20 protein-coding genes are annotated in these 22,130 nt (G+C 71.1%); 10 read left to right on the forward strand and 10 right to left on the reverse strand.

Annotated features, from left to right (window positions below):
• Positions 1 to 119 precede the first annotated feature (119 nt).
• Complete coding sequence (locus tag JOM49_RS41880) at positions 120 to 677, forward strand: hypothetical protein (protein WP_209670341.1); 558 nt, start codon at positions 120 to 122, stop codon at positions 675 to 677.
• Between the two features lie 71 nt (positions 678 to 748).
• On the opposite strand, the gene JOM49_RS41885 is transcribed toward JOM49_RS41880, so the two are convergent.
• The 9 genes from JOM49_RS41885 to JOM49_RS41925 form a co-directional block, all read right to left on the reverse strand.
• Positions 749 to 1,360, reverse strand: coding sequence for a superoxide dismutase family protein (locus JOM49_RS41885; protein ID WP_209670343.1), 612 nt, complete (start codon positions 1,358 to 1,360; stop codon positions 749 to 751).
• A 29-nt stretch (positions 1,361 to 1,389) separates the two neighbouring features.
• Positions 1,390 to 1,689, reverse strand: a complete 300-nt coding sequence (locus JOM49_RS41890; RefSeq protein WP_209670345.1) for a hypothetical protein — start codon at positions 1,687 to 1,689, stop codon at positions 1,390 to 1,392.
• Positions 1,686 to 2,249, reverse strand: coding sequence for a methylated-DNA--[protein]-cysteine S-methyltransferase (locus JOM49_RS41895; RefSeq protein ID WP_372444242.1), 564 nt, complete (start codon positions 2,247 to 2,249; stop codon positions 1,686 to 1,688). The genes JOM49_RS41890 and JOM49_RS41895 overlap by 4 nt, the downstream gene beginning before the upstream one ends.
• Positions 2,250 to 2,259: 10 nt before the next feature.
• Positions 2,260 to 2,751 carry an RNA polymerase sigma factor gene (locus JOM49_RS41900; RefSeq protein ID WP_209670349.1) on the reverse strand — a complete coding sequence of 164 codons (492 nt, stop codon included), beginning with the start codon at positions 2,749 to 2,751 and terminating at the stop codon, positions 2,260 to 2,262.
• Positions 2,752 to 2,859: 108 nt separating this feature from the next.
• Positions 2,860 to 3,465 (reverse strand): GTP-binding protein, encoded by a 606-nt coding sequence (locus tag JOM49_RS41905; protein ID WP_209670350.1) that lies wholly within the window; start codon positions 3,463 to 3,465, stop codon positions 2,860 to 2,862.
• On the reverse strand, positions 3,446 to 3,808 hold the full coding sequence (locus JOM49_RS41910) for a DUF742 domain-containing protein (protein WP_209670352.1): 363 nt from the start codon (positions 3,806 to 3,808) through the stop codon (positions 3,446 to 3,448). Before JOM49_RS41910 ends, JOM49_RS41905 begins: the two co-directional genes overlap by 20 nt.
• A complete protein-coding gene (locus JOM49_RS41915; RefSeq protein ID WP_153029807.1) occupies positions 3,805 to 4,221 on the reverse strand; it encodes a roadblock/LC7 domain-containing protein in 417 nt (138 codons plus the stop codon). The genes JOM49_RS41910 and JOM49_RS41915 overlap by 4 nt, the downstream gene beginning before the upstream one ends.
• Positions 4,221 to 6,728, reverse strand: coding sequence for a sensor histidine kinase (locus JOM49_RS41920; protein WP_209670354.1), 2,508 nt, complete (start codon positions 6,726 to 6,728; stop codon positions 4,221 to 4,223). Before JOM49_RS41920 ends, JOM49_RS41915 begins: the two co-directional genes overlap by 1 nt.
• Positions 6,729 to 7,228: 500 nt before the next feature.
• Positions 7,229 to 8,704, reverse strand: coding sequence for an MFS transporter (locus JOM49_RS41925; protein ID WP_209670356.1), 1,476 nt, complete (start codon positions 8,702 to 8,704; stop codon positions 7,229 to 7,231).
• Between the two features lie 150 nt (positions 8,705 to 8,854).
• Between JOM49_RS41925 and JOM49_RS41930 the strand changes: the two genes are divergently transcribed.
• The 7 genes from JOM49_RS41930 (at position 8,855) to JOM49_RS41960 (ending at position 17,577) form a co-directional block, all read left to right on the forward strand.
• Complete coding sequence (locus tag JOM49_RS41930; RefSeq protein ID WP_209670359.1) at positions 8,855 to 9,610, forward strand: ABC transporter permease; 756 nt, start codon at positions 8,855 to 8,857, stop codon at positions 9,608 to 9,610.
• Positions 9,595 to 10,308: an ABC transporter ATP-binding protein gene (locus JOM49_RS41935; RefSeq protein WP_209670361.1), complete on the forward strand. Its 714-nt coding sequence runs from the start codon at positions 9,595 to 9,597 to the stop codon at positions 10,306 to 10,308. The genes JOM49_RS41930 and JOM49_RS41935 overlap by 16 nt, the downstream gene beginning before the upstream one ends.
• Positions 10,292 to 11,299, forward strand: coding sequence for an ABC transporter substrate-binding protein (locus JOM49_RS41940; protein ID WP_209670362.1), 1,008 nt, complete (start codon positions 10,292 to 10,294; stop codon positions 11,297 to 11,299). The genes JOM49_RS41935 and JOM49_RS41940 overlap by 17 nt, the downstream gene beginning before the upstream one ends.
• Entirely contained in the window at positions 11,300 to 12,448 is a 1,149-nt protein-coding gene (locus tag JOM49_RS41945) for an LLM class flavin-dependent oxidoreductase (RefSeq protein WP_209670364.1), read from the forward strand.
• A 74-nt stretch (positions 12,449 to 12,522) separates the two neighbouring features.
• Positions 12,523 to 14,349 (forward strand): AMP-binding protein, encoded by a 1,827-nt coding sequence (locus tag JOM49_RS41950; protein ID WP_209670366.1) that lies wholly within the window; start codon positions 12,523 to 12,525, stop codon positions 14,347 to 14,349.
• Positions 14,350 to 14,380: 31 nt separating this feature from the next.
• On the forward strand, positions 14,381 to 15,568 hold the full coding sequence (locus tag JOM49_RS41955; protein ID WP_209670368.1) for a TetR/AcrR family transcriptional regulator: 1,188 nt from the start codon (positions 14,381 to 14,383) through the stop codon (positions 15,566 to 15,568).
• Positions 15,569 to 15,732: 164 nt separating this feature from the next.
• Positions 15,733 to 17,577: an AMP-dependent synthetase/ligase gene (locus JOM49_RS41960; RefSeq protein WP_209670370.1), complete on the forward strand. Its 1,845-nt coding sequence runs from the start codon at positions 15,733 to 15,735 to the stop codon at positions 17,575 to 17,577.
• Positions 17,578 to 17,615: 38 nt separating this feature from the next.
• Here JOM49_RS41960 and JOM49_RS41965 read toward each other — a convergent pair whose 3' ends face one another.
• Positions 17,616 to 18,512 carry an SDR family NAD(P)-dependent oxidoreductase gene (locus JOM49_RS41965; protein WP_209670372.1) on the reverse strand — a complete coding sequence of 299 codons (897 nt, stop codon included), beginning with the start codon at positions 18,510 to 18,512 and terminating at the stop codon, positions 17,616 to 17,618.
• A gap of 437 nt (positions 18,513 to 18,949) precedes the next feature.
• On the opposite strand from JOM49_RS41965, the gene JOM49_RS41970 reads away from it, so the two are divergent.
• Positions 18,950 to 20,134 carry an MFS transporter gene (locus JOM49_RS41970; RefSeq protein WP_209672270.1) on the forward strand — a complete coding sequence of 395 codons (1,185 nt, stop codon included), beginning with the start codon at positions 18,950 to 18,952 and terminating at the stop codon, positions 20,132 to 20,134.
• Between the two features lie 512 nt (positions 20,135 to 20,646).
• Entirely contained in the window at positions 20,647 to 22,098 is a 1,452-nt protein-coding gene (locus JOM49_RS41975) for a GGDEF domain-containing protein (protein ID WP_209670374.1), read from the forward strand.
• The last annotated feature ends 32 nt before the right edge of the window (positions 22,099 to 22,130 follow it).

The raw sequence follows: 22,130 nt of genomic DNA on the forward strand, positions 1-22,130 counted from the left end.
AGCACGGTTTTCGAATTTCTCGTTGCCGTGCAACAGAAAAGGCGCAGACCCCGCGAACGGCGGCACACCCCGGCCGGATTCGTTGGTATGTTGGAGTTCTCCGAGGTTCTGGAGGTGACGTGGCGGAGAACCCCAACTTCGGCGTGGTGTGGCGTGGCTATCACCGCGGTCAGGTCGAGCAGTGCCTCGACGAACTCAGAGCTGAGCTGGCCGAGGCGAAGTCCGGCCACGAAGCCGTGGTATCCCAAGTGGAAGACCTCGAAAAGCAGATCGCCGTACTGCTCGAGGACAACCAGGAACTGCAGGCGGCGCTCGACCGCGTCTGCCTGGCGCCGATCGAAGCCGACGGCCTGACCGAGCGGCTGCGGCACATGATGGAGCTGGCCCGGCTGGAGGCCACCGAGATCAAGGCGACCGCGCACGCGCAGCGCGTGCGGGACGAGAAGCGGAGGAAGCAGGCCGAACAGGACTTCGAGCTGGCCATGTCGGCGCGGCGGCGTGAGGCCCTGCGCGAGATCGAGGCGCAGAAGGCCGAGGCCGCCGCGGAGGCGGAACGCGTGCTCGCCGAAGCACGAGAACGGTCCGACGAGGCCGAGAGTGTGCGCGCCCACATCCTCAGCCAGCTCGAAGCGGCCAACAAGGTGCTCGAAGAGGATCGCGTCGCCGCCGAGAGCTGACTCGGTTCAATGCTAGGAGTGGGGCATTACTAGCGTCCAATGCAAGTAATGCCCCACTCATAGCATTGGACCTAGCGGAACGGCACGGTCATGCAGGCCACCCGGCCCCCGGCCTGCCCGGCCTTGCCGTGCTCGGTCGCGGTGTGCTCCTCGGCGTGCACCACCACCGAGGCGGGCACCCGGTCGCTGAAGCCGAACGGCACCTCGGTTCGTGATTCACCGTCGCCCTCGGCGTTCGTGCGCAGGTCGAGCCAGAACTCGTTCTGCGGGTTCGCGTACGCCGGATCCTTCGACGGCTGCTCCGGCGTGGCCGCCGGATCGACCCGGTTCTGGAAGTGCGGGCCCGCCGCGTCACCCGTCGGCCCGCACGGCTTGGTGTGCAGGTGCACGGCGTACCCCCGGTCGGGGGCCAGCCCGTCGACGTCGAACTCGACCAGCGTGCCCGCGCCGGTGGACTTCGCCGAGACGCTCAGCCCCGCGCCCACCGGGGCCGCGGCCTGGTCGTAGGTGAAGGCGTCGGTCACCTGCTCGGGCGCGGCGAGCCGCCGCTCCTGCTCGATGTTCACTGCACCGGCCCCGTTGACCTGCGGGTTCGCGTCATCGCCGTCCGGTTCGTCCCCGCAGCCGGCCGCGAGCAGTCCCACCGCCGCACAGCCGGCCACCAGTTGCTTGCTCCTGCGCATGGGCCCCGGGTTCCCTGATCGTCCGCCGGCTAATCACCGTGCGCGACGGGGTGCACGGTGACCGTGCGCGCGGGGTCCCAGTCCGTCGAGAGCAGCAGCCGGTGGCGCATGCCCGCCCAGCCCGGCGGCCGGGCGAGCACCAGCCAGGCGTCCGGCCCGCCCTCGACGAACCGCCTGGCCTGGCGCAACCAGGAGGCCGCGGCCTCCGGCCAGTCCACGATCGACAGCACCACGCCGCCGCGGCTGGTCCAGTCGGCGGCCGCGACCTCGGCCAGCGCCCGGCACCCGGCGTCCCGCGAGCAGCCGATCGTCACGGTGCCCTGGCTCACGCGGCTTCCATGGTCAGCAGCCGGTGCTTCGCCTCGGGCCCGCCGGCGTAGCCACCGAAGGAACCGTCCGAGCGGACCACCCGGTGGCACGGGACCACCAGCGGCAGCGGGTTCGTCGCGCACGCCGTGCCGACGGCCCGCACCGCGCGCGGGCTGCCCGCGGCCGTGGCCACCTCGGCGTAGCTCTCCGTCTTCCCGTAGCCGATTTCCGCCAGGTGGGTGAGCACCGCGAGCCGGAAGCCGCGGGACAACCGGAAGTCCAGCGGCAGGTCGAACGAGCGGCGCTGCCCGTCGAAGTACTCCCCGAGCTGGCGCGTCGCCTCTTCCAGGCGGCCGGGGGCCCGCAGGACGCGCGGGCTCACCACCTCCGCGAGGTTCTCCAGCACGGCTTCGTGGTCCTGCCGGGCGAAGGCCACCCGGACCAGGCCCGCCTCGGTGGCGGCCAGCAGCAACTCCCCCACCGGCGAGTCGACCGTGCGGTAGGCGACGTCCAGCACGCCGTCGCGCTCGGCCGCCGCGGCCAGCTTCGCGCGCAGCCGGGTGGTGGTGTCCTCGTCGATTTCGGGCAGGTCAGCGAACAGCTCGGACACGGTGGCTCCCCGGATAGGTGCTTCTCAGTTTCTTGACCCCGTCGGCGGCGGCGCGCCTGGCGGCGTCGGCCGTGCCACCGGTGATGGCGGCGATCTCCTGGTAGGGCAGGCCACCGAGGTAGTGGTAGGCGACCGCGGTCCGCTGGCGGTCCGGCAGGGCACCGAGCGCGGCCCACAGGTCGCCGTCCCAGTCCTCCGGCCGTCCCAGCGTGGACGGGCGGTCCGGCGGCTCACCGGCCACCACCGCCCGCCGCGCTTCGGCCCGCCGCACGTCGATGGCCTTGCGGTGCGCGATGGTGACCAGCCAGGCCTCCACGTTGGCGTCGGCGGGCAGGCCGGGATAGGCCTTCAGCGCCGACAGGAAGGTCTCCGACCAGGCGTCCTCGGCCTCGGCCGCACCACCCAGCACCGCCCGGCAGACCCGCAGCACCATCGCGCCGTACTCGGTCACGATCTCGTCGAACGGAGGCATCACCCAGTACAGCCGGTCCGCGAGCTCCTGCTGTCCACAACCATGTCCGTCCCTCTCCTCGAAAACCCGTTGTACCGGGTAGACGCGGGGACGGGGCCGAACGTGAGATCAGCGGTCGAAGGGGACGCTCCCGGCCAGTTCACTGCCCGCCAGCAGGTGCTGGAGCAGCACGATGAGCACCTGCTTGGTGGACTCGCGATCACGCGCGTCGCACAGCAGCAGCGGCGTGGCGTGGTCCACGTCCAGCGCGGCGCGGACCTCTTCGGTGCCGTAGCGGTAGGCGCCGTCGAAGCAGTTGACGCCGACGATGAACGGCAGCCCGCGGCGCTCGAAGAAGTCGACCGCGGCGAAGCAGCTCTCCAGCCTGCGGGTGTCGGCCAGCACGACCGCGCCGAGCGCACCGTGGGCCAGCTCGTCCCACATGAACCAGAACCGGTCCTGCCCCGGCGTGCCGAACAGGTAGAGGATCAACTCCGGGTTGATGGTGATGCGGCCGAAGTCCAGTGCCACCGTGGTGGTGGTCTTGGTCTCCACGCCGGACAGGTCATCGACCCCGGCCGAAGCCTCGGTGATCACCTCTTCGGTGCGCAGCGGGGGGACCTCGCTGACCGAGCCGACCATCGTGGTCTTGCCGACCCCGAAGCCACCGGCGATGAGGATCTTGACCGCGGTTGCGGTCAGCCCGCGCCGGGCCTCAGAGTTTCCGGATGCCATCAAGAACCGCCTGCAGTACGTGTTTGTTGGGGGTTTCGGTCAGCGGGGCCGCGGTGCGGAAGAGCACGAGGTTCTGCTCGATCAGGTCGCACAGCAGCACCTTGACCACGGGCAGCGGCAGATCCACCCTGGCGGCCACCTCGGCCACCGAGATCGGCCGCTGGCACAGCCGGACGATCTGGCCGTACTCGGGGTCCATGCCCGCCGCCTCGGCGATCGAGGGCATGGCGACCACCAGCGTGATCAGGTCCAGCGAAAGGTTCTCCGACCGCGTGCGCCCGCCCGTGACCGCGTAGGGCCGGACTAGCGGGTCGTCGAACCACGCCTCGTGCCGCGGGGTCATGGCGACATGCGCTGCGGGGCCGCGCTCCTCGGTGCGGCGGTGAGCACGGCCCCGACCCGTTTCACCATGAGGTTCATTTCGTAGGCGACCATGCCCATGTCGGCGTCCTCCGCGGCGAGCAGCGCGAGGCACGCCCCGCGCCCGGCCGCGGTGACGAAGAGGAACGCGTGGTCCATCTCGACCATGGTCTGCCGCACGTTGCCGCCACCGAAGTGGCGTCCGGTGCCCCTGGCCAGGCTCTGGAAGGCCGAGGCCACCGCGGACAGGTGTTCGGCGTCCTCCTCGGACAGGTTCCCCGAGCGGCCGATCAGCAGCCCGTCCGCCGAGAGCACCACGGCACGGTCGGCGCCCGCCACCCGCTTGACCAGGTCGTCGAGCAACCAGTCGAGTTCACTGACTCCGGCGTTGACCATCAGGTTCGTTCTCCATACCTGTCGTGCCTGCCCAGCTCCTGCTCCCTGGCGCGGCGAGTGCCCTGCTGGAAGGCGGCCAGCCGATCCCGCGCCTGCTCGGCGCCGTCGGCCGGCTCCTCCCACTCCTGCTCATCGATTTCCGCCGGTGCGTCGTTTCTCAGCTGCGGCACCAGGTTCTGCTGGCGCCGCCGCTGGGGCAGCGGCGGGCGGCCCGGTGCGGCCGGTCCGGGCGCCGCCGGACGGCGCGGCTGCTGCGGTCGCACGTCCGCCGGTGGCCTGGCCTCCGGCGCGCGGGACTCGGCCGGACGGCGGATCTCCGGTGGCCGGTTGCCGTTCTCGGCGGGCGGCTGCTCCGGCGGGAGCAGCTGGTGCCGCGGCCGGAACAGGTCCTCGCGCTCACGCGGTGGTGGTTCGGGCAGCTTGCCGTTGGCCTGCGACTCGGTCGGCCACGGCGGCGTCGCCTCGGGCACCCGGGGGCGCTCCGGCGGCTGGGGCAGTTTGGGCATGGGCGGCAGCGAGGGCGGCCCCGACTGGTCCGGCCGCCGCAGCGGCCGCCGCTCCTGCTGCCTCGGCACGTCGACGTCGTCTTCTTCGGGCTCCGGCTCGTCCAGCGTGCCGAGCAGTTCCGAGCGGACCAGCACGATCGCCCTGGTACCCCCGTAGGCGGATTCGCGCAGGGTGACCGCGATGCCGTGGCGCACGGCGAGCCGCGCCACCACGAACAGGCCGAGCCGCGGCTCGTCGGACAGCGCCATGATGCCGAAGTCCGGCGGGTCGGCGAGCATCTCGTTCAGCTCGACCAGGTGGTCGGGCTCGATGCCGAGGCCCTGGTCCTCGACCTCGATGACCACGCCGCGGCCGACCACGTTGCCGCGGATCTCCACCCGGGACTCGGGCGGGGAGAAGGAGGTGGCGTTGTCGATCAGCTCGGCGAGCAGGTGGACCATGTCGCCGACCACCGGGCCGTTGATCGCCACGGCCGGCAGCTTGGCCACGCCGACGCGAGTGAAGTCCTCGGTCTCGGCGGAGGCACCGCGGACCACCGCGGCCAGGCTCACCGGCTTGCGCCACTGCCTGCCCGGCTGGCCACCGCCGAGGATGATCAGGTTCTCCGCGTTGCGGCGGGCGCGGGTGGACAGGTGGTCGAGCTGGAACAGGGTGTCCAGCTGGTCCGGGTCCTCCTGCTTGCGCTCGGCCTGGTCCAGCACCTTGAGCTGGCGGTGCACGATGACCTGGCTGCGGTGGGCGATGTTGAGGAACACCGTCTTGGTGCCCTCACGGGTCTTGGCCTCGTCCACCGCGGCCGCGATCGCGGTCTGCTGGGCGCGGTTGAACGCGGCGGCGACCTGGCCGATCTCGTCACTGCCGTGGTCGAGGAAGCGCACGTCGTTGTCGAGGTCGACGGCCTCGCCCGCGCGCACCCGGTCCACCAGCTCCGGCAGGCGGGTGTCGGCCATGTCGAGGGTCTCCTCGCGCAGCCTGGCGAGCCTGCCGATGAGCCGGTTGGACAGGCGCAGCGCGAAGAAGAACACCGCGATGGCGACCAGCAGCGCGGCCGCGGCGGCGATGATCGAGGTGATGAGGGTCTCTTCGCCCTTGTCGATGGCCAGCGTGGTGGCCTGGCCGCTCTGCTGGATGAACAGGCCCATCAGCGCGCTGCCCACGTCGCGGGCGGCGGTGCGCCACTCCTGTTCCGGCACCGGCAGCACGGTCTGGTTGCCGCGGAGGAAGGCGTTCTCCACCGTGGTGACGGTGTTCCAGGCGGGGCTGGCGACCAGCTGGTCGTACTTGGCCCGGACGTCGGCGGGCATCCGGGTCACGGCCGCGTTCAGGTCGACCCGGTAGGCGCCGATCTCCCCGACGTAGGTGCGGAAGTCGGCTTCGGTGAGGCCACCGCCCGCCACCCCGGCCGCGGCGAGCGCGTCGCCGCGCTGCATCCGGTCGGCGCTGGAAAACAGCGGCACGGCGATCACCCGGAGGAAGGCGACCTCGGCGTCGGGCGCGTCCTGGGCCAGGCCGTTGAGGCCGTCGGTGAACAGGTCGATGATGCCGTTGTAGTAGGCGTAGGCCTCGCCCAGCGGCGGCTGGCCGTTGTCGATCTGCTGGCGGAACTGCGGCAGGCGGCCGAGCTGGGTGGCCGCGCCGACGATGTTCTTCTGCACGTCCGGGGCGGCGTCACCGGACATGGCCTGCAGCCGGGAGACGACCTCCTGCGCGGCCACGTCGACCTTGGCGCGCTGGGGGCCGAGCGCGGCCCGCTCGGAGCCGGGGCTGGCCAGCTCCTTCAGGCTGAGCCTGCGCTCCTCCTGGAAGTTCGCGAAGAACAGCACGGCTGGCCGCTCGATGTCGCGGACCTGGTTCGCCTTGTCGCGCACCTTGACCGCGTCGTAGACCAGGTACCCCGACAGCGCGATCCCGACGGCCAGCAGGGCGATACTCGGGACTAGGGCGATGGCGAGTACGCGTGAGCGGATCGACGAGGTTCGCCGTGTGGGGTGCTTCTTCACCGCGGTCCGTTATCCTTCCGGCTGTTTCTTTGATATGAGTCGAACCCAGGTCCCCACACCCGGGCCTCAGCTAGCCGGATCAGCTCGTCCGAACTGTCCCCGGTCCGCTTGGCGGCAAAGACATTAAGCAGCGGGGCCAGCGGGAGTCAAATCCACTACTCCGTACAGACCAACTGGTCGGTTGCTTGCTGACCGCTGAATGATCGAACCGGAAATAGGCCAACCTTCGCAGCGGGCAGTCCCTTTCGCCGAGCCTCCCGTACCCCGGCGGTTCAGCCGATCACCAGGTGCAACGCCCTGGTCACAGCATATTACCGTCCGGTAGCATACCGCACGGCCGAGGTCGGGGCAGCCACCGGTACCGGTGCGCGGGAGACGCGGAAATCGCGCACCCGCTATTTTGTGGGTGCGAGCCATGATCGTCAATGAAGTTGCGGTGAGAATCGTCACCAGAACCTTCTCGCGGGAAATCCGTAACGCGCGCACGGAGTATTTGGAGACTACTCCCGAAAAGGCGCCGGCGTACTCGCGGCGGGTACCGATCCGACGGCGGAACGGGTTGCCCCGTTCCGCCCAGCCGCCCGGCCGAAGCCGAGCAGCAGGTTCACGACGATCGTCGCGAATGCGCACAGCGCGGCCGCGCCCCACAGCAGTGTGCGCCAGGCGGCGGTGAACGCGCCCGCCGGATCCCCCGCGGTCCCGGCGACCACGCGGTCGGCGAACGCGGCGTCCCCGAGCCGCGCCCGCACCAGCGCCAGCAGCAGCGCGCCGAAGACCGCCATGGCGAGGGTGTTCGAGCCGCCGCGGATGGTGTTCAGGAACCCGGCCGCCATCCCGGTGCGGGCCGGCTCGACGAAGTTCATCGCCTGCGCGTCGACCAGCCCGATGGCCAGCCCGCTGCCGAACCCGAGCACGAGCAGCGGCAGCGCCAGCCCGGCGGGCCCGATGCCGGGGTGCAGCACGGTCAGCAGGGCGTTGCCCGCGGCGAGCAGGCCCAGCGACGCGGTGAGCAGCAGCCGCCCCGGCACCCCGTGGTTGACCAGCCAGCCGCTGACCGACGGGCCCACCAGCACCGGCGCGGTGAGCAGCAGCATGGTCAGCCCGGTGTCCCGCGCGGACCACCCGGTCACGCCCTGCAGGTAGGTCGGCAGGAAGATCAGCGCCCCGGCGAACCCGGCGACGACCGCCAGCGCGCCGACGCTCCACCCGAGGAACCGGCGGTCGCCGAGCAGGGCGAAGTCGAGCACCGGGTGGTCGCTGCGGCGCTCGACCACGACGAAGGCGGCCAGCAGCGCGAGCCCGGCGACCAGCGGCACGAGTGCCCCGCCGCGGGTGATGGCGAACATGACCAGGCCGAGCCCGGCGATGAAGGTGAGCGCACCGGCCCAGTCGACGCGCGGGCGCACCCCCGACTTGGACTCGGCGGCGAAGAAGGTGCCCGCGATCATCACCAGGCCGATCCCCGCGAAGCAGGCGAAGGTCAGGCGCCAGCCGAGCGCGCTGATCAGCCAGCCGGACAACGACGGCCCGAGCGCGATGCCGACCCCCGCGACCGTGCCCATCATCGCGAACGCGCGGGTGCGGGCCGGGCCGGTGAAGGTGCTCGCGAGCATCGCCCCGCCCGCGGCCATCACCCCCGCCGCGCCGACCCCGGCGCCCATGCGCGCGGTGTTCAGCACCGCGAGGTCGCCGGCGAACGCGCCCACCGCGGTCGCACCGGTGTAGAGCACGGCGCCGATCCGGAAGACCCGGCGGCGGCCGAACAGGTCGCCGAGCGACCCGGCGACCAGCATGCAGGACGACGCGGCGAGGAAGTAGCCGGTCACCACCCACTGCAACCCGGCCCCCGTGGCGCCGAGGTCCGCGCCGATCCCGGGCAGCGCGACGGTGGTGCCGGACATCAGCATCGGCAAGGTCAGGAAGCCCAGCAGCACGATCGCCAGCGTGGCCCGCGGTGCCGCCCCCGAAGTCGTCATGGACCCGACGCTAGAACCTGAACCAAGGTTCAAGTCAACCGTCCGGGTCCATCATCCGGGAGTCCTTGCCCGGGGCGGCGGGCCACACCAAACTCGGGCCCACTCCACCGATTCCCCCGCCGATCCCGCGTCAGAACGGGAGATTTCGCCGTGTCCACAACCCATTCGGGCCTGCTGCGCTGGATCAGTCCGGTGGCGCTGCTCGTGCTGTGGCAGCTCGCCAGCGGCTCCGGCCTGCTGCCACCGGAAAAACTGAGTTCCCCGCTGACCGTGCTGCAGGCCGGTATCGACACCGCGAGCACCGGCGAGCTGGGCGAAGCGTTCGCCGTGTCCGTCACCCGCGTGCTGGCCGGCTTCACCATCGGCGCCACGATCGGGCTGCTGCTCGGCATCGTCGCGGGCCTTTCGCGATGGGGGAACCTGCTCGTCGACCCGCCCGTGCAGATGTTGCGCACCCTGCCGTTCCTCGGCCTGATCCCGCTGTTCATCCTGTGGTTCGGCATCGGCGAGACACCGAAGATCGTGCTGGTCGCGCTCGGTGTCGCCTTCCCGCTGTACCTCAATGTCCACTCCGGAATCCGCTCGGTGGACGCACAACTCGTCGAAGCCACCACCGCGCTCGGCTACACCAGGGCGGAACGGCTCTGGCACGTGGTGCTGCCGTCCGCGGTACCGCAGACGCTCGTCGGCCTGCGGCAGTCACTCGGCATCGCCTGGCTTTCGCTGATCGTCGGCGAGCAGGTCAACGCCGACGCCGGTCTCGGATACCTGATCAACAACGCCCGCGAGTTCCTGCGCACCGACGTGATCGTGGTCGGGCTGATCGTCTACGCCGCACTCGGCCTGGCCACCGACGCGCTGGTCCGGCTACTGGAAGGAAGGGCGCTGCGATGGCGCGGGAACTGACCGTACGGGTGCGCGAGCTGAGCCGGGAGTTCGGCGAGCGAACCGTCCTCAAAGGACTGAGTCTGGAGATCGCCGACGGCGAGTTCGTCGCACTGCTGGGCCGCAGCGGCTCCGGCAAGTCGACCCTGTTGCGCGTGCTGGCCGGACTGGACACCGGCATCAGCGGCGAGGCTTCCGTGCGCGGCACGGTTTCCGTCGCGTTCCAGCAACCGCGCCTGCTGCCGTGGCGCCGGGTGTGGCGCAACGTGGTGCTCGGCCTGCCGGGCCACGGCACCGACCGCGAACTCGCCCTGCGCGCGCTGCGGGAGGTCCAGCTCGAAGAGCACGCCGACGACTGGCCGCGCACGCTCTCCGGCGGTGAGGCACAACGACTTTCGCTCACCAGGGCGCTGGTCCGCGAACCGGACCTCCTGCTGCTGGACGAACCCTTCGGTGCGCTCGACGCGCTGACCCGGCTCGCCATGCACCGCCTCGTCGAAGACCTCTGGCAGCGCCACCACCCCGCCGTGCTGCTGGTGACCCACGACGTGGACGAAGCGCTGCTGCTGGCCGACCGCGTGCTGGTGCTCGACGACGGCCGGATCGCCGCCGAGCACGTGCTGGACCACCCGCGCCCGCGGCGGCTCGCCGACCACCTCGAAACCCGCACCCGAGTGCTGGTCGATCTAGGAGTGACCGAACATGCCCACACCGTCTAAGGCCCTGCCCGCGCTGCTCGCCGCGGCGGTGCTCGGGGGCTGCGGCAGCCAGGCGGAACCCGCCGCGGCACCACCCGCGCCGGTCAGCGCGGCCGAACTGGCGAACGTCACGCTCAAGGTCGGTGACCAGAAGGGCGGGGTGAAGTCGCTGCTGACCGCGGCCGGACTGCTGGACGACCTGCCGTACCGGATCGAGTTCTCCACCTTCACCTCCGGTCCGCCGCTGCTCGAAGCGGCCTCGGCGGGGGCGATCGACATCGGCCGGGTCGGCAACACGCCGCCGATCTTCGCCGCCGCCGCGGACGCGAAGATCTCGGTGGTCGCCGCCGCGCAGGCGCCGGTCGTCGACGACGCCCTGCTGGTGCCCCAGGATTCACCCCTGCGGGACATCACCGAGCTGCGGGGCAAGACCATCGGCGTGGCCAAGGGGAGTTCCGCGCACGGGCAGGTGCTCTACAACCTGCGTGCCGCCGGATTGTCCACAAAGGACGTCAAGCTGTCCTACCTGCAGCCCGCCGACGCCTTCGCCGCGTTCAACCAGAAGGCGATCGACGCCTGGGCGGTCTGGGACCCCTACACCTCCCAGGCGCAGCAGGAGTCGGACGCCCGCGTGCTGACCGACGGCGTCGGGAAGACCAACGGTTACGTCTTCCAGGTGGCCGGGCGTGACGCACTGGCCGATCCCGGGAAGAATTCGGTGTTGCGCGAGTACGTCACCAGAGTGGCCCGAGCGCAGAAGTGGGCCGACACCCACCGGCCCGAATGGGCGGCCGCGTGGGCGGCGGAGACCGGCCTCAAGCCCGAGGTGACCGGCGCCGCCACCGCCCGCGGCGTGGAACTGCCGGTGGCACTGGACGACCAGGTGCTGGGGTCGCAGCAGGAACTGGCCGACGCCTTCACCGACGAGAAGCTGCTGCCCGGCGCGATCGACTTCGCCGCCTTCGCCGACCAGCGCTATTCGGACGACCTGCGAACCGTGAGGGAGAAGTAGATGAGCGTGCGCCTGCACTGGTTCCTGCCGACCACCGGGGACGGCCGGACGATCGTGGAACGCTTCCACGCCAACCGATCCCTCGGCCCGAGCGCGCAACGGCAGCCGAGCATCGACTACCTCGCGCAGGTCGCGCGGGCCGCCGAGCACCTGGGGTTCGATGGCGTGCTGACCCCGACCGGCACCTGGTGCGAGGACGCCTGGCTGAGCACGGCCGCGTTGCTCAGGGAGACCCGGCGGCTGAGGTTCCTGGTGGCGTTCCGGCCCGGGGTCATCTCCCCCACGCTCGCCGCGCAGATGGCTTCGACCTACCAGCGGTTGTCCGGCGGGCGGCTGCTGCTGAACGTGGTGACCGGTGGCGACGCGGTGGAGCAGCGCCGGTTCGGCGACTGGCACGACCACGACGCGCGCTACGCCAGGACCGACGAGTTCCTGTCCATCGTGCGCGGGGTGTGGCGCGGTGAGCCGTTCGACTTCGACGGCGAGCACCTGAAGGTCGAGGGCGCGACCCTGCTCGCGCCACCGGATCCGGTGCCGTCGGTGTACTTCGGCGGTTCGTCGGCGGCCGCGCTGCCCGTCGCCGCGAAGCACGCCGACGTCTACCTCACCTGGGGTGAACCACCGGCGCAGGTCGCCGAGAAGATCGGCAAGGTGCGCGAACTCGCCGCCCGGCTGGGCCGTGAGCCGCGGTTCGGCGTCCGCCTGCACACCATCTCCCGCGACACCTCCGCCGAGGCGTGGGCCGAAGCGCAGAAGCTGCTCGACGCGCTCGACCCGCAGCAGGTGGCCAAGGCGCAGGAACAACTCGCGGCCAGCGAGTCGGTCGGGCAGCGGCGGATGGTGGCGCTGCACAACGGAAATCTCGACGCCGGCGTGCGCGGGTTGGAAATTCACCCCAACCTGTGGGCGGGTGTCGGGCTCGTCCGCGGTGGCGCGGGCACCGCGCTGGTCGGCAGCCACGCCGAGGTCGCCGACCTGATCGAGGAGTACCACTCCCTTGGTGTGGACGAATTCGTGCTCTCCGGCTACCCGCACCTCGAGGAGGCGTACTGGTTCGGCGAAGGCGTGCGACCGGAACTGGCGCGCCGGGGCCTGCTCGACGACCGGCCCGGAACACCGCTGCCCGACCGGTTCGTGGCCGCCTTGTGACCTCGCGGGCGGTGTCCGTTTTCACGCTGCGCGACTAGCCTGCACCAATCGCCGGTGAGAAGCGGAGGTCAGTGATGACGGACGGTGTCGAGTGCCCGCATCCCGCGGGTGGCACGGTGCGCACCCTGGGCGAGGCGTTCCAGCGGACGGCCCGGCTCCGCCCCGGCGCGATCGCGCTGCGGGTGCCCGGCGGGAAGCAGGACCTCACCTGGCGCGAGTACGAGAAGCGGGTGCGCCTGCTCGCCGCCGGGCTGGCCGCGCACGGCGTCGGCCGCGGTGCCACCGTCGGCATGATGCTGGGCAACCGGCCGGAAGCGCACCTGGTGGACACCGCCGCGCTGCACCTCGGTGCCACGCCGTTCTCCATCTACAACACCAGTTCCCCGGAGCAGATCGCCTACCTGTTCGGCAACGCGGCGAACCGGGTGGTGGTGACCGAACCGCAGTTCCTGGACCGCATCACCGCCTCCGGCGCGAGACTGGACCACGTGGTGCTGGTCGGCGGCGAAGCCGAGGGCACGATTTCGTTGGCACAGCTGGAATCCGCTGGTGCCGAAGACTTCGACCTCGAAGCCGCGTGGCGGGCCGTGGAGCCCGGTGACGTGGCCACGCTCATCTACACCTCGGGCACCACCGGGCCGCCGAAGGGCGTGGAGATCACCCACGCCAACGTGATGGCCGAAGCCCGCGCGCTGCTGCCGCACCTCGAACCGGGCCTGGACGACCGGATCACCTCGTACCTGCCCAGCGCGCACGTGGCCGACCGGATGTCCGCGCACTACCTGAGCCTGGTGCGCGGGGTGCAGATCACCTGCGTCGACGACCCGCGGACGATCGCCGCCGCGCTGCCGGACGCGCGCCCGACCATCTGGGTCGCGGTGCCGCGCGTGTGGCAGAAGATCCGCGGTGGCATCGAAACCAAGCTCGCCGCGGAACCGAAGGCGGTCAAGCGGAACCTGGCGAACTGGGCGATCGGCGTGGGCCGCCGGGTTTCGGTCGCCAAGGCTTCGGGCAGGCAGCCGTCCCCGGCCGACAAGGTGCAGCACGCGCTCGCCGACAAGCTCGTGCTGAGCAAGCTGCGGCACGCGCTCGGCCTCGACCAGCTGCGCTGGGCGGTTTCCGGCGCCGCGGCGATCCCGGCCGAGACGCTGGAGTACTTCCTCGGCCTCGGGCTGCCGGTGTACGAGGTGTGGGGCATGTCCGAGACCACCGCGGCGGCCACCACCAACGCCCCGGGCGCGTACAAGATCGGCTCGGTCGGCAAGGCGATGGAGGGCGTGGAGCTCAAGCTCGGCGAGGACGGCGAGCTGCTCTGCCGCGGCGCGCTGATCACGCCGGGGTACCACGGGCAGCCCGACAAGACCGCCGAGGCGATCGACGCCGACGGCTGGCTGCACACCGGTGACATCGCCACCATCGACGCGGACGGCTTCGTCACCATCGTCGACCGCAAGAAGGAACTGATCATCAACGAGGCCGGCAAGAACATGTCGCCGACCAACATCGAGAACGCGCTCAAGGCCGCGTCGCCGCTGATCGCCCAGGCGGTGGCGATCGGGGACGCGAAGGCCTACGTGACCGCGCTCGTCGTGCTCGACCCGGAGATGGTGGCCGCCCGCGCGGAGGAACTGGGGCTGAGCGACCCGTCGGTCGGCGTGGCCGCCCAGAGCGACGCCGTGCGGGCCGCGGTCGCCGAAGCGGTGCGCGCGGGCAACGAGAAGCTGAACCGCGCCGAGCAGATCAAGCGGTTCCGGATCGTGCCGTCGGCCTGGGACCCGGGCGGCGACGAGCTGACCCCGAAGATGTCGTTGCGGCGCAAGCCGATCGCGGACAAGTACCGGACCGAGATCGACGGCCTGTACGAAACCTCGCCCGGACCGCAGGTGGTCGATCTGGGGTGAGGCGGGCGCCCGGGCGCGTAGGCTGCCCCCGATGGCAGCTCCGACCTCATCGCCGGCCGATCGCGCCCGGCGGCCGAAGAACCGGAAGGCGCAGATCGCGCTGGCCGCCGCCGAGCTGTTCTGCCGCCGCGGTTACCACAGCGTCGGGGTGGACGAGATCGCCGACGCCGTCGGCATCACCGGGCCCGCGATCTACCGGCACTTCCGCACCAAGCAGGCGATACTGGCACACGCGGTGGGCGAGCTGTCCGAGGGACTGGCCACCGCCGCCGTGCCCGCCGAGGGCGCGGAATCCGCGGCCGAGCGGCTCGACTCCGCGCTGCGGAACCTGGCCGCGTTCGCGGTCGAGCGGCGCACGCTGACGCGCCTGTACCAGTGGGAGGACCGGCACCTCCCCGAGGACGAGCGCCGAACGGCGACCGCGCGTACGCGGGTGGCCGTGCGCTCGGTGCGCTCGTTGCTGCTGGCCGCGCGCCCGGACCTCGACCGCGCCCCGGCGACCCTGCTGACGCTGGCCGCGTTCAGCGTGCTCGGCAGCCTGAGCACCCATCGCGTGGGCCTGGCGAAGGGCCGGACCGAAGTGGTCGTCCGCGAGCTGGCGGCGAACGTGCTGGCCCTGCCGGAACCCCCGCCCCCGCGGCCACGCGCCGACCGCCCCCGCGAGGAGATGCTGCGGCTGGTCTCCCGCCGCGAGCGGCTGCTGGTCGAAGCGGTGCACCTGTTCCACCAGCGTGGTTTCCAGGCGGTGAGCATGGAGGAGATCGGTACCAGGGCCGGGATCAACGCCTCCAGCCTGTACCGGCACTTCGCCGGCAAGGGCGATCTGCTCGCGGCGATCTACCACCGGGCCACCGAGCGGCTGTCCCACGCGGCGACCACCGCGCTGACCGGCGCGCGCGACCCCGGCGAGGCGCTGGACCGGCTCATCCCCACCTACGTGCGGATCGCCTTCGACCAGGCCGGGCTGGTCTCCGTATATCTGTCCGAAAACCACAACCTGCCCGAGGGCGACCGCGAAACGCTGCGGGCGGCGCAACGGCGGCACGTCGACGAGTGGGTGCGGCTGGTCGGTTCCTCGCGCGGGGACGAGCCCGCCGCGGAAACCCGGCTGCGGGTGTACGCCGCGCTCAACGTGGTCACCGACCTCGCCCGCGCCGAGCCACCGCTGACCGAGCCGTCCTTCGGCGAGACGCTGGTCCGCAGCCTGCTCATAAGTTAACGGCCATTCGCGCCGTGATCGTCGTCCCAGCCGGGGGACCGACCAAACGGTATGTCTGGTCGGTTGGTGGAAAGCTGTCCGGTCGACGCGGTCGCGGCGCGCACTCTTCCCAGTTTGTTAACAAGCATTTACAGTGACCGAAAAGCCGACCAGGGAGGCCAGCGTTGACCACTCCGCCGTCCGTTGTGCACGAAGCCGAAGGCCAGACCATCCCGAAGCTGCTCGCGCGCAACGCCGCCGAGTACGCCGAGCTACCGGCGCTGACCTCGCTCGACGACGCGGACCTGCCGACCCTCACCTGGGCCGGATTGCGTGACGAGATCGCCGCGGTCAGCCGCGGCCTCGGCGAGCTGGGCCTCGCCCGTGGCGACCGGATGCTGATCATGGCGGCGAACCGGCCCGAGCACCTGGTGGCCGACCTCGCCGCCACCCACCTCGCCGCGCTGCCCTGCACCGCCTACTCGACGCTGAGCCCGGACCAGATCCGGTACGTGGCCACGCACAGCGCGGCGCCGATCGTGGTGCTCGGCGGGGCCGCCGAACTCGAGCGCTGGAGCACGGTCTTCGACGACCTGCCCGCGCTGCGGCACGTGGTGGTGATGGACGCCGACGCGGTGCCCGCCGACGACAAGCGGTTCGTCAGCCTCGCCGAAGTACGCGCGCAGGGTGCCGAACTGCACGCGGCCGACCCGTCGGTGTTCGACGAGACCTGGCAGCGCATCCACCCGGACGACCCGCTGTCGATGATCTACACCTCGGGCACCACCGGTGAGCCGAAGGGCGTGGTGATGTCGCACCGCAACGCCATCCACCAGGCGTACGCGGTGCACCGGCTGCACGACACGCCGAAGCACGTGGACACCATCGGTTACCTCCCGCTGGCGCACATCGCCGAGCGTGAGCTCTCCCTCTACATGCCCATCACCTATGCGGGTCACGTGCACACACTGGCGGACCCGAGCGGCATCGTCGCCGCGCTGGGGCGCGTGCGGCCGCAGGGCTTCTTCGGGGTCCCCCGGGTGTGGGAAAAGATGGTCGCCGGGCTGAAGAACATGCTCGCCGCCGCGCCGGAGGAGAACCGCAAGGCGCTCACCGCGGCGAACGAGCTGCTGCAGGAGGGCTACAAGCTGCGCAGCGCGGGCCAGGAGGTGCCCGCCGAGCTGGCCGAGCGGATCGCGCAGACCGACGAAGCGGTGCTCGCCCCGGTCCGCAAGATGCTCGGGCTGGACCGGCTGCTGCTGTCCTCCAGCGGCGCGGCCGCGCTGCCGGTGGAGATCCTCTACTTCATCGCCGGGCTCGGCGTGGAGATCGAAGAGGTGTGGGGCCTGTCGGAGACCACCGGCGCGGCCACCTCCAACACCGCGGACGCCTTCCGCGCGGGCAGCGTCGGCCGCCCGGTCGCCGACGTGGAGGTCAAGGTCGGCGAGGACGGCGAGCTGTTCGTCCGCGGCCCGATCGTCTTCCTCGGCTACCTGCAGCCGGACGGCTCGATCCAGCCCGCGGTCGACGAGGACGGCTGGTTCGCCACCGGCGACATCGGCACCATCGACGAGGACGGCTACGTCTTCATCACCGACCGCAAGAAGGAACTGATCATCACCTCCGGCGGCAAGAACATCGCGCCGACCCGGATCGAGGGCCTGCTCAAGGAGCACCCGCTGATCGGGCAGGCGGTGGCACTCGGTGACTCGAAGCCGTTCATCTCGGCGCTGATCGTGCTGGACGACGAGATCGCCCCGGCCTGGGCGGCGGCGAACGGCATCGAGGCCGCCGACCCCGCCGAACTGGCCGCCCACCCGGGTATCCGCGCCGAGATCGACCGGGCGGTCGAGTCGGCGAACAGCCGGCTGGCGCGCGTCGAGCAGATCAAGAAGTACCACCTGCTGCCGAAGGCGTGGACCCCGGAGACCGGCGAGCTGACCCCGACGCTCAAGCTCAAGCGCCGGGTGATCAACGAGCGGTACGCCCCCACCATCGCCGACCTCTACGCCCCCGCCCCCACCGCCTGACGCACAGACCTCGGGGCCGGGTGGACCCGGCCCCGAGGTCAGGCTGTGCGCAAGGGGTTCTCGGTCCACTTCCGCAGCTTCGGCGGTACGCGCTTCTCCAGGCCGTAGGGCTCCAGGTGCGCGCTGAACACCTCGTCGAAGGCGCGTTCCACGCTCTCGGTGTCCCAGACGTCGCGCTCCAGGATGGGCGCCTTGAAGTGCGGCTGGCCGACGAGGTGCAGTTGCGGGCCGTTGCAGCGGATCATCTGCCCGGTGATGCCCGCGGAGTTCTCGCCGAGCAGGAACAGCACCAGCGGCGCGATCCGGGACGGCGTGCGGTCCGGCGGGCAGTTGCGCAGCGAGCGCTCCGACTTCCAGACCATGCGCGTGTGCGCGAGCGGGCACACCGCGTTGACCCGGATCCCGACCTCCTCCAGGTCCAGCGCCCAGGAGTAGGTCAGCGAGGCCACCGCGCCCTTGCTGGCCGCGTACACGCCGAGCTTGCGCTGCCCGAGCGACGCCCCGGAGGAGATGTTCACGATGGAGCCGCCCCCGCCCTGCGCCACCATCGCCTCGGCCGCGGCCATGCCGGTGTACACCACGCCCAGGACGTTGACCTCGATCAGCTCGCGCACCTGGTCCGGGTCCTCCTGCCACGGCAGGGCCTCGTAGTTGACCCCGGCGTTGCTGACCAGCCCGTCGATCCGGCCGTACTCGGCCACGCACCGGTCGACGATGGCCCGCGCCTGCTTCGGATCGGCCACGGAGTGCCCGCTGGCCACCGCGCGGCCGCCCTGCGCGCGGATGCCCTCGGCGGTCCGCTCGGCGAACTCCACGTCCACGTCGTTGACCACGACCGCGGCTCCGGCCTGCGCGGCGTGCACCGCGAACGCCTGCCCGAGTCCCCGTCCCCCGCCGGTGACCACGACCGCCTTCTGCTCGAGCAATCCGTTCATCGCCCTGGACCTCCTGTGCGTCCCCTGGCCGGTCCCGCCAGCGGAGCGGATCCGACGGATTCGCTCACCCGCTGCTACCAGCCCTCACGTCCAGTGTTGGCCACGAAGGGTCATCCGCGCGCGTCCGGGTAGCCGAACGGCAGGCTCACTGCGCCGAACGAGTGAGCCTGATCGGCCCAGTGATATCGCCGCACGGGTCACTCGGTCACTCCGAACGGCGCCACCCTCGGTAACGGCGCGAACACGTTCGCAGTCTTACTACTGAGGTGGGGTTCTCGCTACGCAGTGGTGAACGTCATACTGAACGTCGCCGGACGTGTCGTCCGGGTGAAGGCACTGTCAGAGCCTTCGTACCCGCAGGACACAATGCATGCCCGAGCAAGTTCACCCGATCGGGGGGAAGAAGACTGACGGTGAAGACGAACGCTCCTCCTCGGATGCGGGCGGTGCTCCGGAACGGCGAGTTCCGCACGCTCTGGCTGGCCGAGGCCCAGTCCGTGGCGGGCGATCAGCTGACCACCGTCGCCTTGGCGATCACCGTCTACGCCCGCACCGGCTCCCCGCTGTGGGCGGCGCTCGCCTACGCGATGACCTACCTGCCCGCGCTCGCGGGCGGGCTCGGCCTGGCTCAGCTGGCGGACCGCTACCCGCGCCGGACCGTGCTGTGGACCTGCGCGGCCGCGCAGGCGGTGGTGGTCGGCGTGATGGCGATCCCGGGGACCCCGCTGGTGGCGCTGGTCGCGCTGGTGGTGCTCGCCCGCCTGTTCGGCGCCCCGGCCAACGCCGCGCAGAACGCGCTGACCAGGGAGGTCTTCACCTCCGACGAGCTGTACCTGCGCAGCCAGGACATCCGGGGCATCACCACGAACCTGGCCATGCTGCTGGGGCTGATCGGGGCCGGGGCGCTGGTCACCACGATCGGGGTGAGCTGGACGCTGGCCATCGACGCGCTCACCTTCGCGGTCAGCGCGGTGGCCATCCGGCTGCGGGTGCTCCGGCGGGCGGCCGCCAGCGACGGGGCCGACCCGTGGTTCGGCGCGATCCGCTGGGTCTCCGGGCAGCGGCGGCTGCGGGTACTGCTGGGGCTGTCCTGGCTGGTCGGGTTCGCGATGATCCCGGAGGGGCTCGCGGCCCCGCTGGCCGAGGAGATCGGGGCGCCGCCGGAAGCGGTCGGCTGGCTGCTCGCCGCGGACCCGCTCGGGTTCATCCTCGGGGTCTTCCTGATGTCGAACTACCTGCGGGCGGAGGTCCGCCGCCGGGTGATCGGCGTACTGGCTATCGTGCCGAACGCCATCCTGCTCGTCTTCGCCGTCGAGCCGAGCCTGGTGCTCGCGCTGACCGCGCTGGCGCTGGCCGGGGTCGCCGGGGCCTACATCGTCACCGTCGGGGCCACCTTCATCACCTGGGTGCCCAACGAGCTCCGGGGCGGGGCCGGCGGGCTCTACCGCACCGGTCTGCGGGTCACCCAGGGCATCGGGGCCGCGCTCGGCGGCGCGCTCGCGCAGCTGGCGGGCTCGGCCACCGCCGCGATCGCCATCGGCGGCGCGCTGGGCGTGGTGCTCGGGCTGCCGCTGGCCTGGTCATGGGCCCGCGCCAGGCGGGACGCGGACAGCCCGGAATGAACGTGCACCGCGGTAACGACGACGCCGGGAGCGGCGACAACACAACCACCGGACCGTCAGCGGACGGTGCGGGGACGACACGGGGATGCTCAGAAGTCACGACCAGCCACCTGGAACACCTCCTCGGGGCAATCACCAGCTCGAAAATCCACAACAGAATCCGCATCAGAAGTCACGGCCGGTCACGTCCGACACCTCCCCACAGCACTAGCGACAGCGCAAAACCATTACATTCACCAGATCAGAAGTCACGACCCGCCACCGGGAACACCTCCTCGCGAACAAAACGCCACACACCCGCATCGTTCCATTGTCGGTCAAGAAGACGCTGGCAGCATCTTCGCTCATGCACGCCCGGCGTCAACACCTCAACTCACCGGACGTGCGCCCGTCCTACCTCGCGCTTGGCGGTGTCGTGAGATGGTACCGGTCGTGAAGGTCGATCCGGTGCCCACTCACGTACCGGAAAGGTTACCCAGGTGCTCGGGCCGGGGTGGACGGGAGGTGCGCCGATGGCCCTGATGCCCGGAGAGCGACCACCGCCCGCGACCGGCGATTCCGGTCTTCCCACCGGTGCCACCGAGCCGGAGACCGTGGCCTCCGCCGGCGGCGCGACCGCAGCGGAACCGGTTTCGGAACCGGCGGGAACGGCCGCCGGAACAGGCGGGGACAAACCGGATCGGCACCCATTCGACCCCCGTGCCTGGGGAATCTGGCAGCGGCCGAAAAAGCTCGTCGCGTATTTGCTGGTAATGGAGACGATCGCGGCGACCGGACTGGTGTACGCATTTTCCGTCTCCGATGCTCCGAACGGGCTCGACTGGATCCGGTTCGCCATTCTCGTGGCTGGCGCGACCATTCACATCCAATTGACGCAGCGGCAGGAAGAACGGCGCAGGAGTCGCACGAAAACCGTGCTGATCGACCTCACCGCGGTCTGGATCTTCCCGGCCGTACTGGTTGTTCCGGTACCGCTGATCGTCGCATTGGTGGTGATCATCCGGGGGCAACGCTGGTTCACCGCCCGGCGCCCGGCGCACAACTTCGTCTTCTCCACCATCTCGCACAGCCTGGCCGCCGCGGTGGCCCACCTGGCCTTCGCCGACCTCGGCCCGCAGGACTGGACCTCCCTGACCGTCGCCGGCTCGCTCCGCGAGTTCGCGCTGGTGGTGCTGACCGCGGTGATCTACGAGGCGATCCAGATCATCTACGTCGGCGGGGCGATCGCGGCCGCGTCGAAGTCCCGGCCGAACGCGACCACGATCCTGGGCAGCAAGGCGGACAACGTGCTGGAGGCGGTGACCACCGGACTCGGGGCGATGACCGCGATCCTGCTGGTCACCATGCCGCCGACGGTGGCCATCATGGCGGTGGTCACCGTGGTGTTCAACCGGCTGGCCGAGCTGGACCAGCTGCAGAGCGACGTGCGCACCGATCCCAAGACCGGCCTGCTCAACATGCGTGGCTGGTCGGAATCCGCCGAGCGTGCGCTGTCCAGGACCAGCCGCGGCGAGGACAGCCTGGCGTTGCTGATGATCGACCTGGACCACTTCAAGTGGATCAACGACACGTTCGGCCACCCGGCGGGCGACGACGTCCTCCGGTCGGTGGCCGAAGCACTCGACCAGGTGACGCGACCGTCCGATGTGGTCGGCCGGTTCGGCGGCGAGGAGTTCCTCGTGCTGCTGCCCGAGATCGACCCCACCGCCGCGGAACTGGCGGCCGAACGGGTGCTGCACACGATCGCCGCGCTGAGCATCGACAGCACCGACAAGCGCGGCGACCCGACCACCATCTCCGGGCGCACCACCTCGATCGGCGTGGCCCTGTTCCCCCGGCACGGCGACTCGCTGGAGTCGCTGCTGCAGGCCGCCGACTCGGCGGTCTACGAGGCCAAGGAGGGCGGCCGGAACCAGGTCCGCTTCGCCGACGGCAGCGTCAGCAGGCGCCCGCGGGAGGACTAGCCCGCGTCCCGGACAAGGCATAGGTCCGGACC

Origin of the sequence: Amycolatopsis magusensis, from assembly GCF_017875555.1 — a bacterium.
GTDB classification, from domain to species: domain Bacteria; phylum Actinomycetota; class Actinomycetes; order Mycobacteriales; family Pseudonocardiaceae; genus Amycolatopsis; species Amycolatopsis magusensis.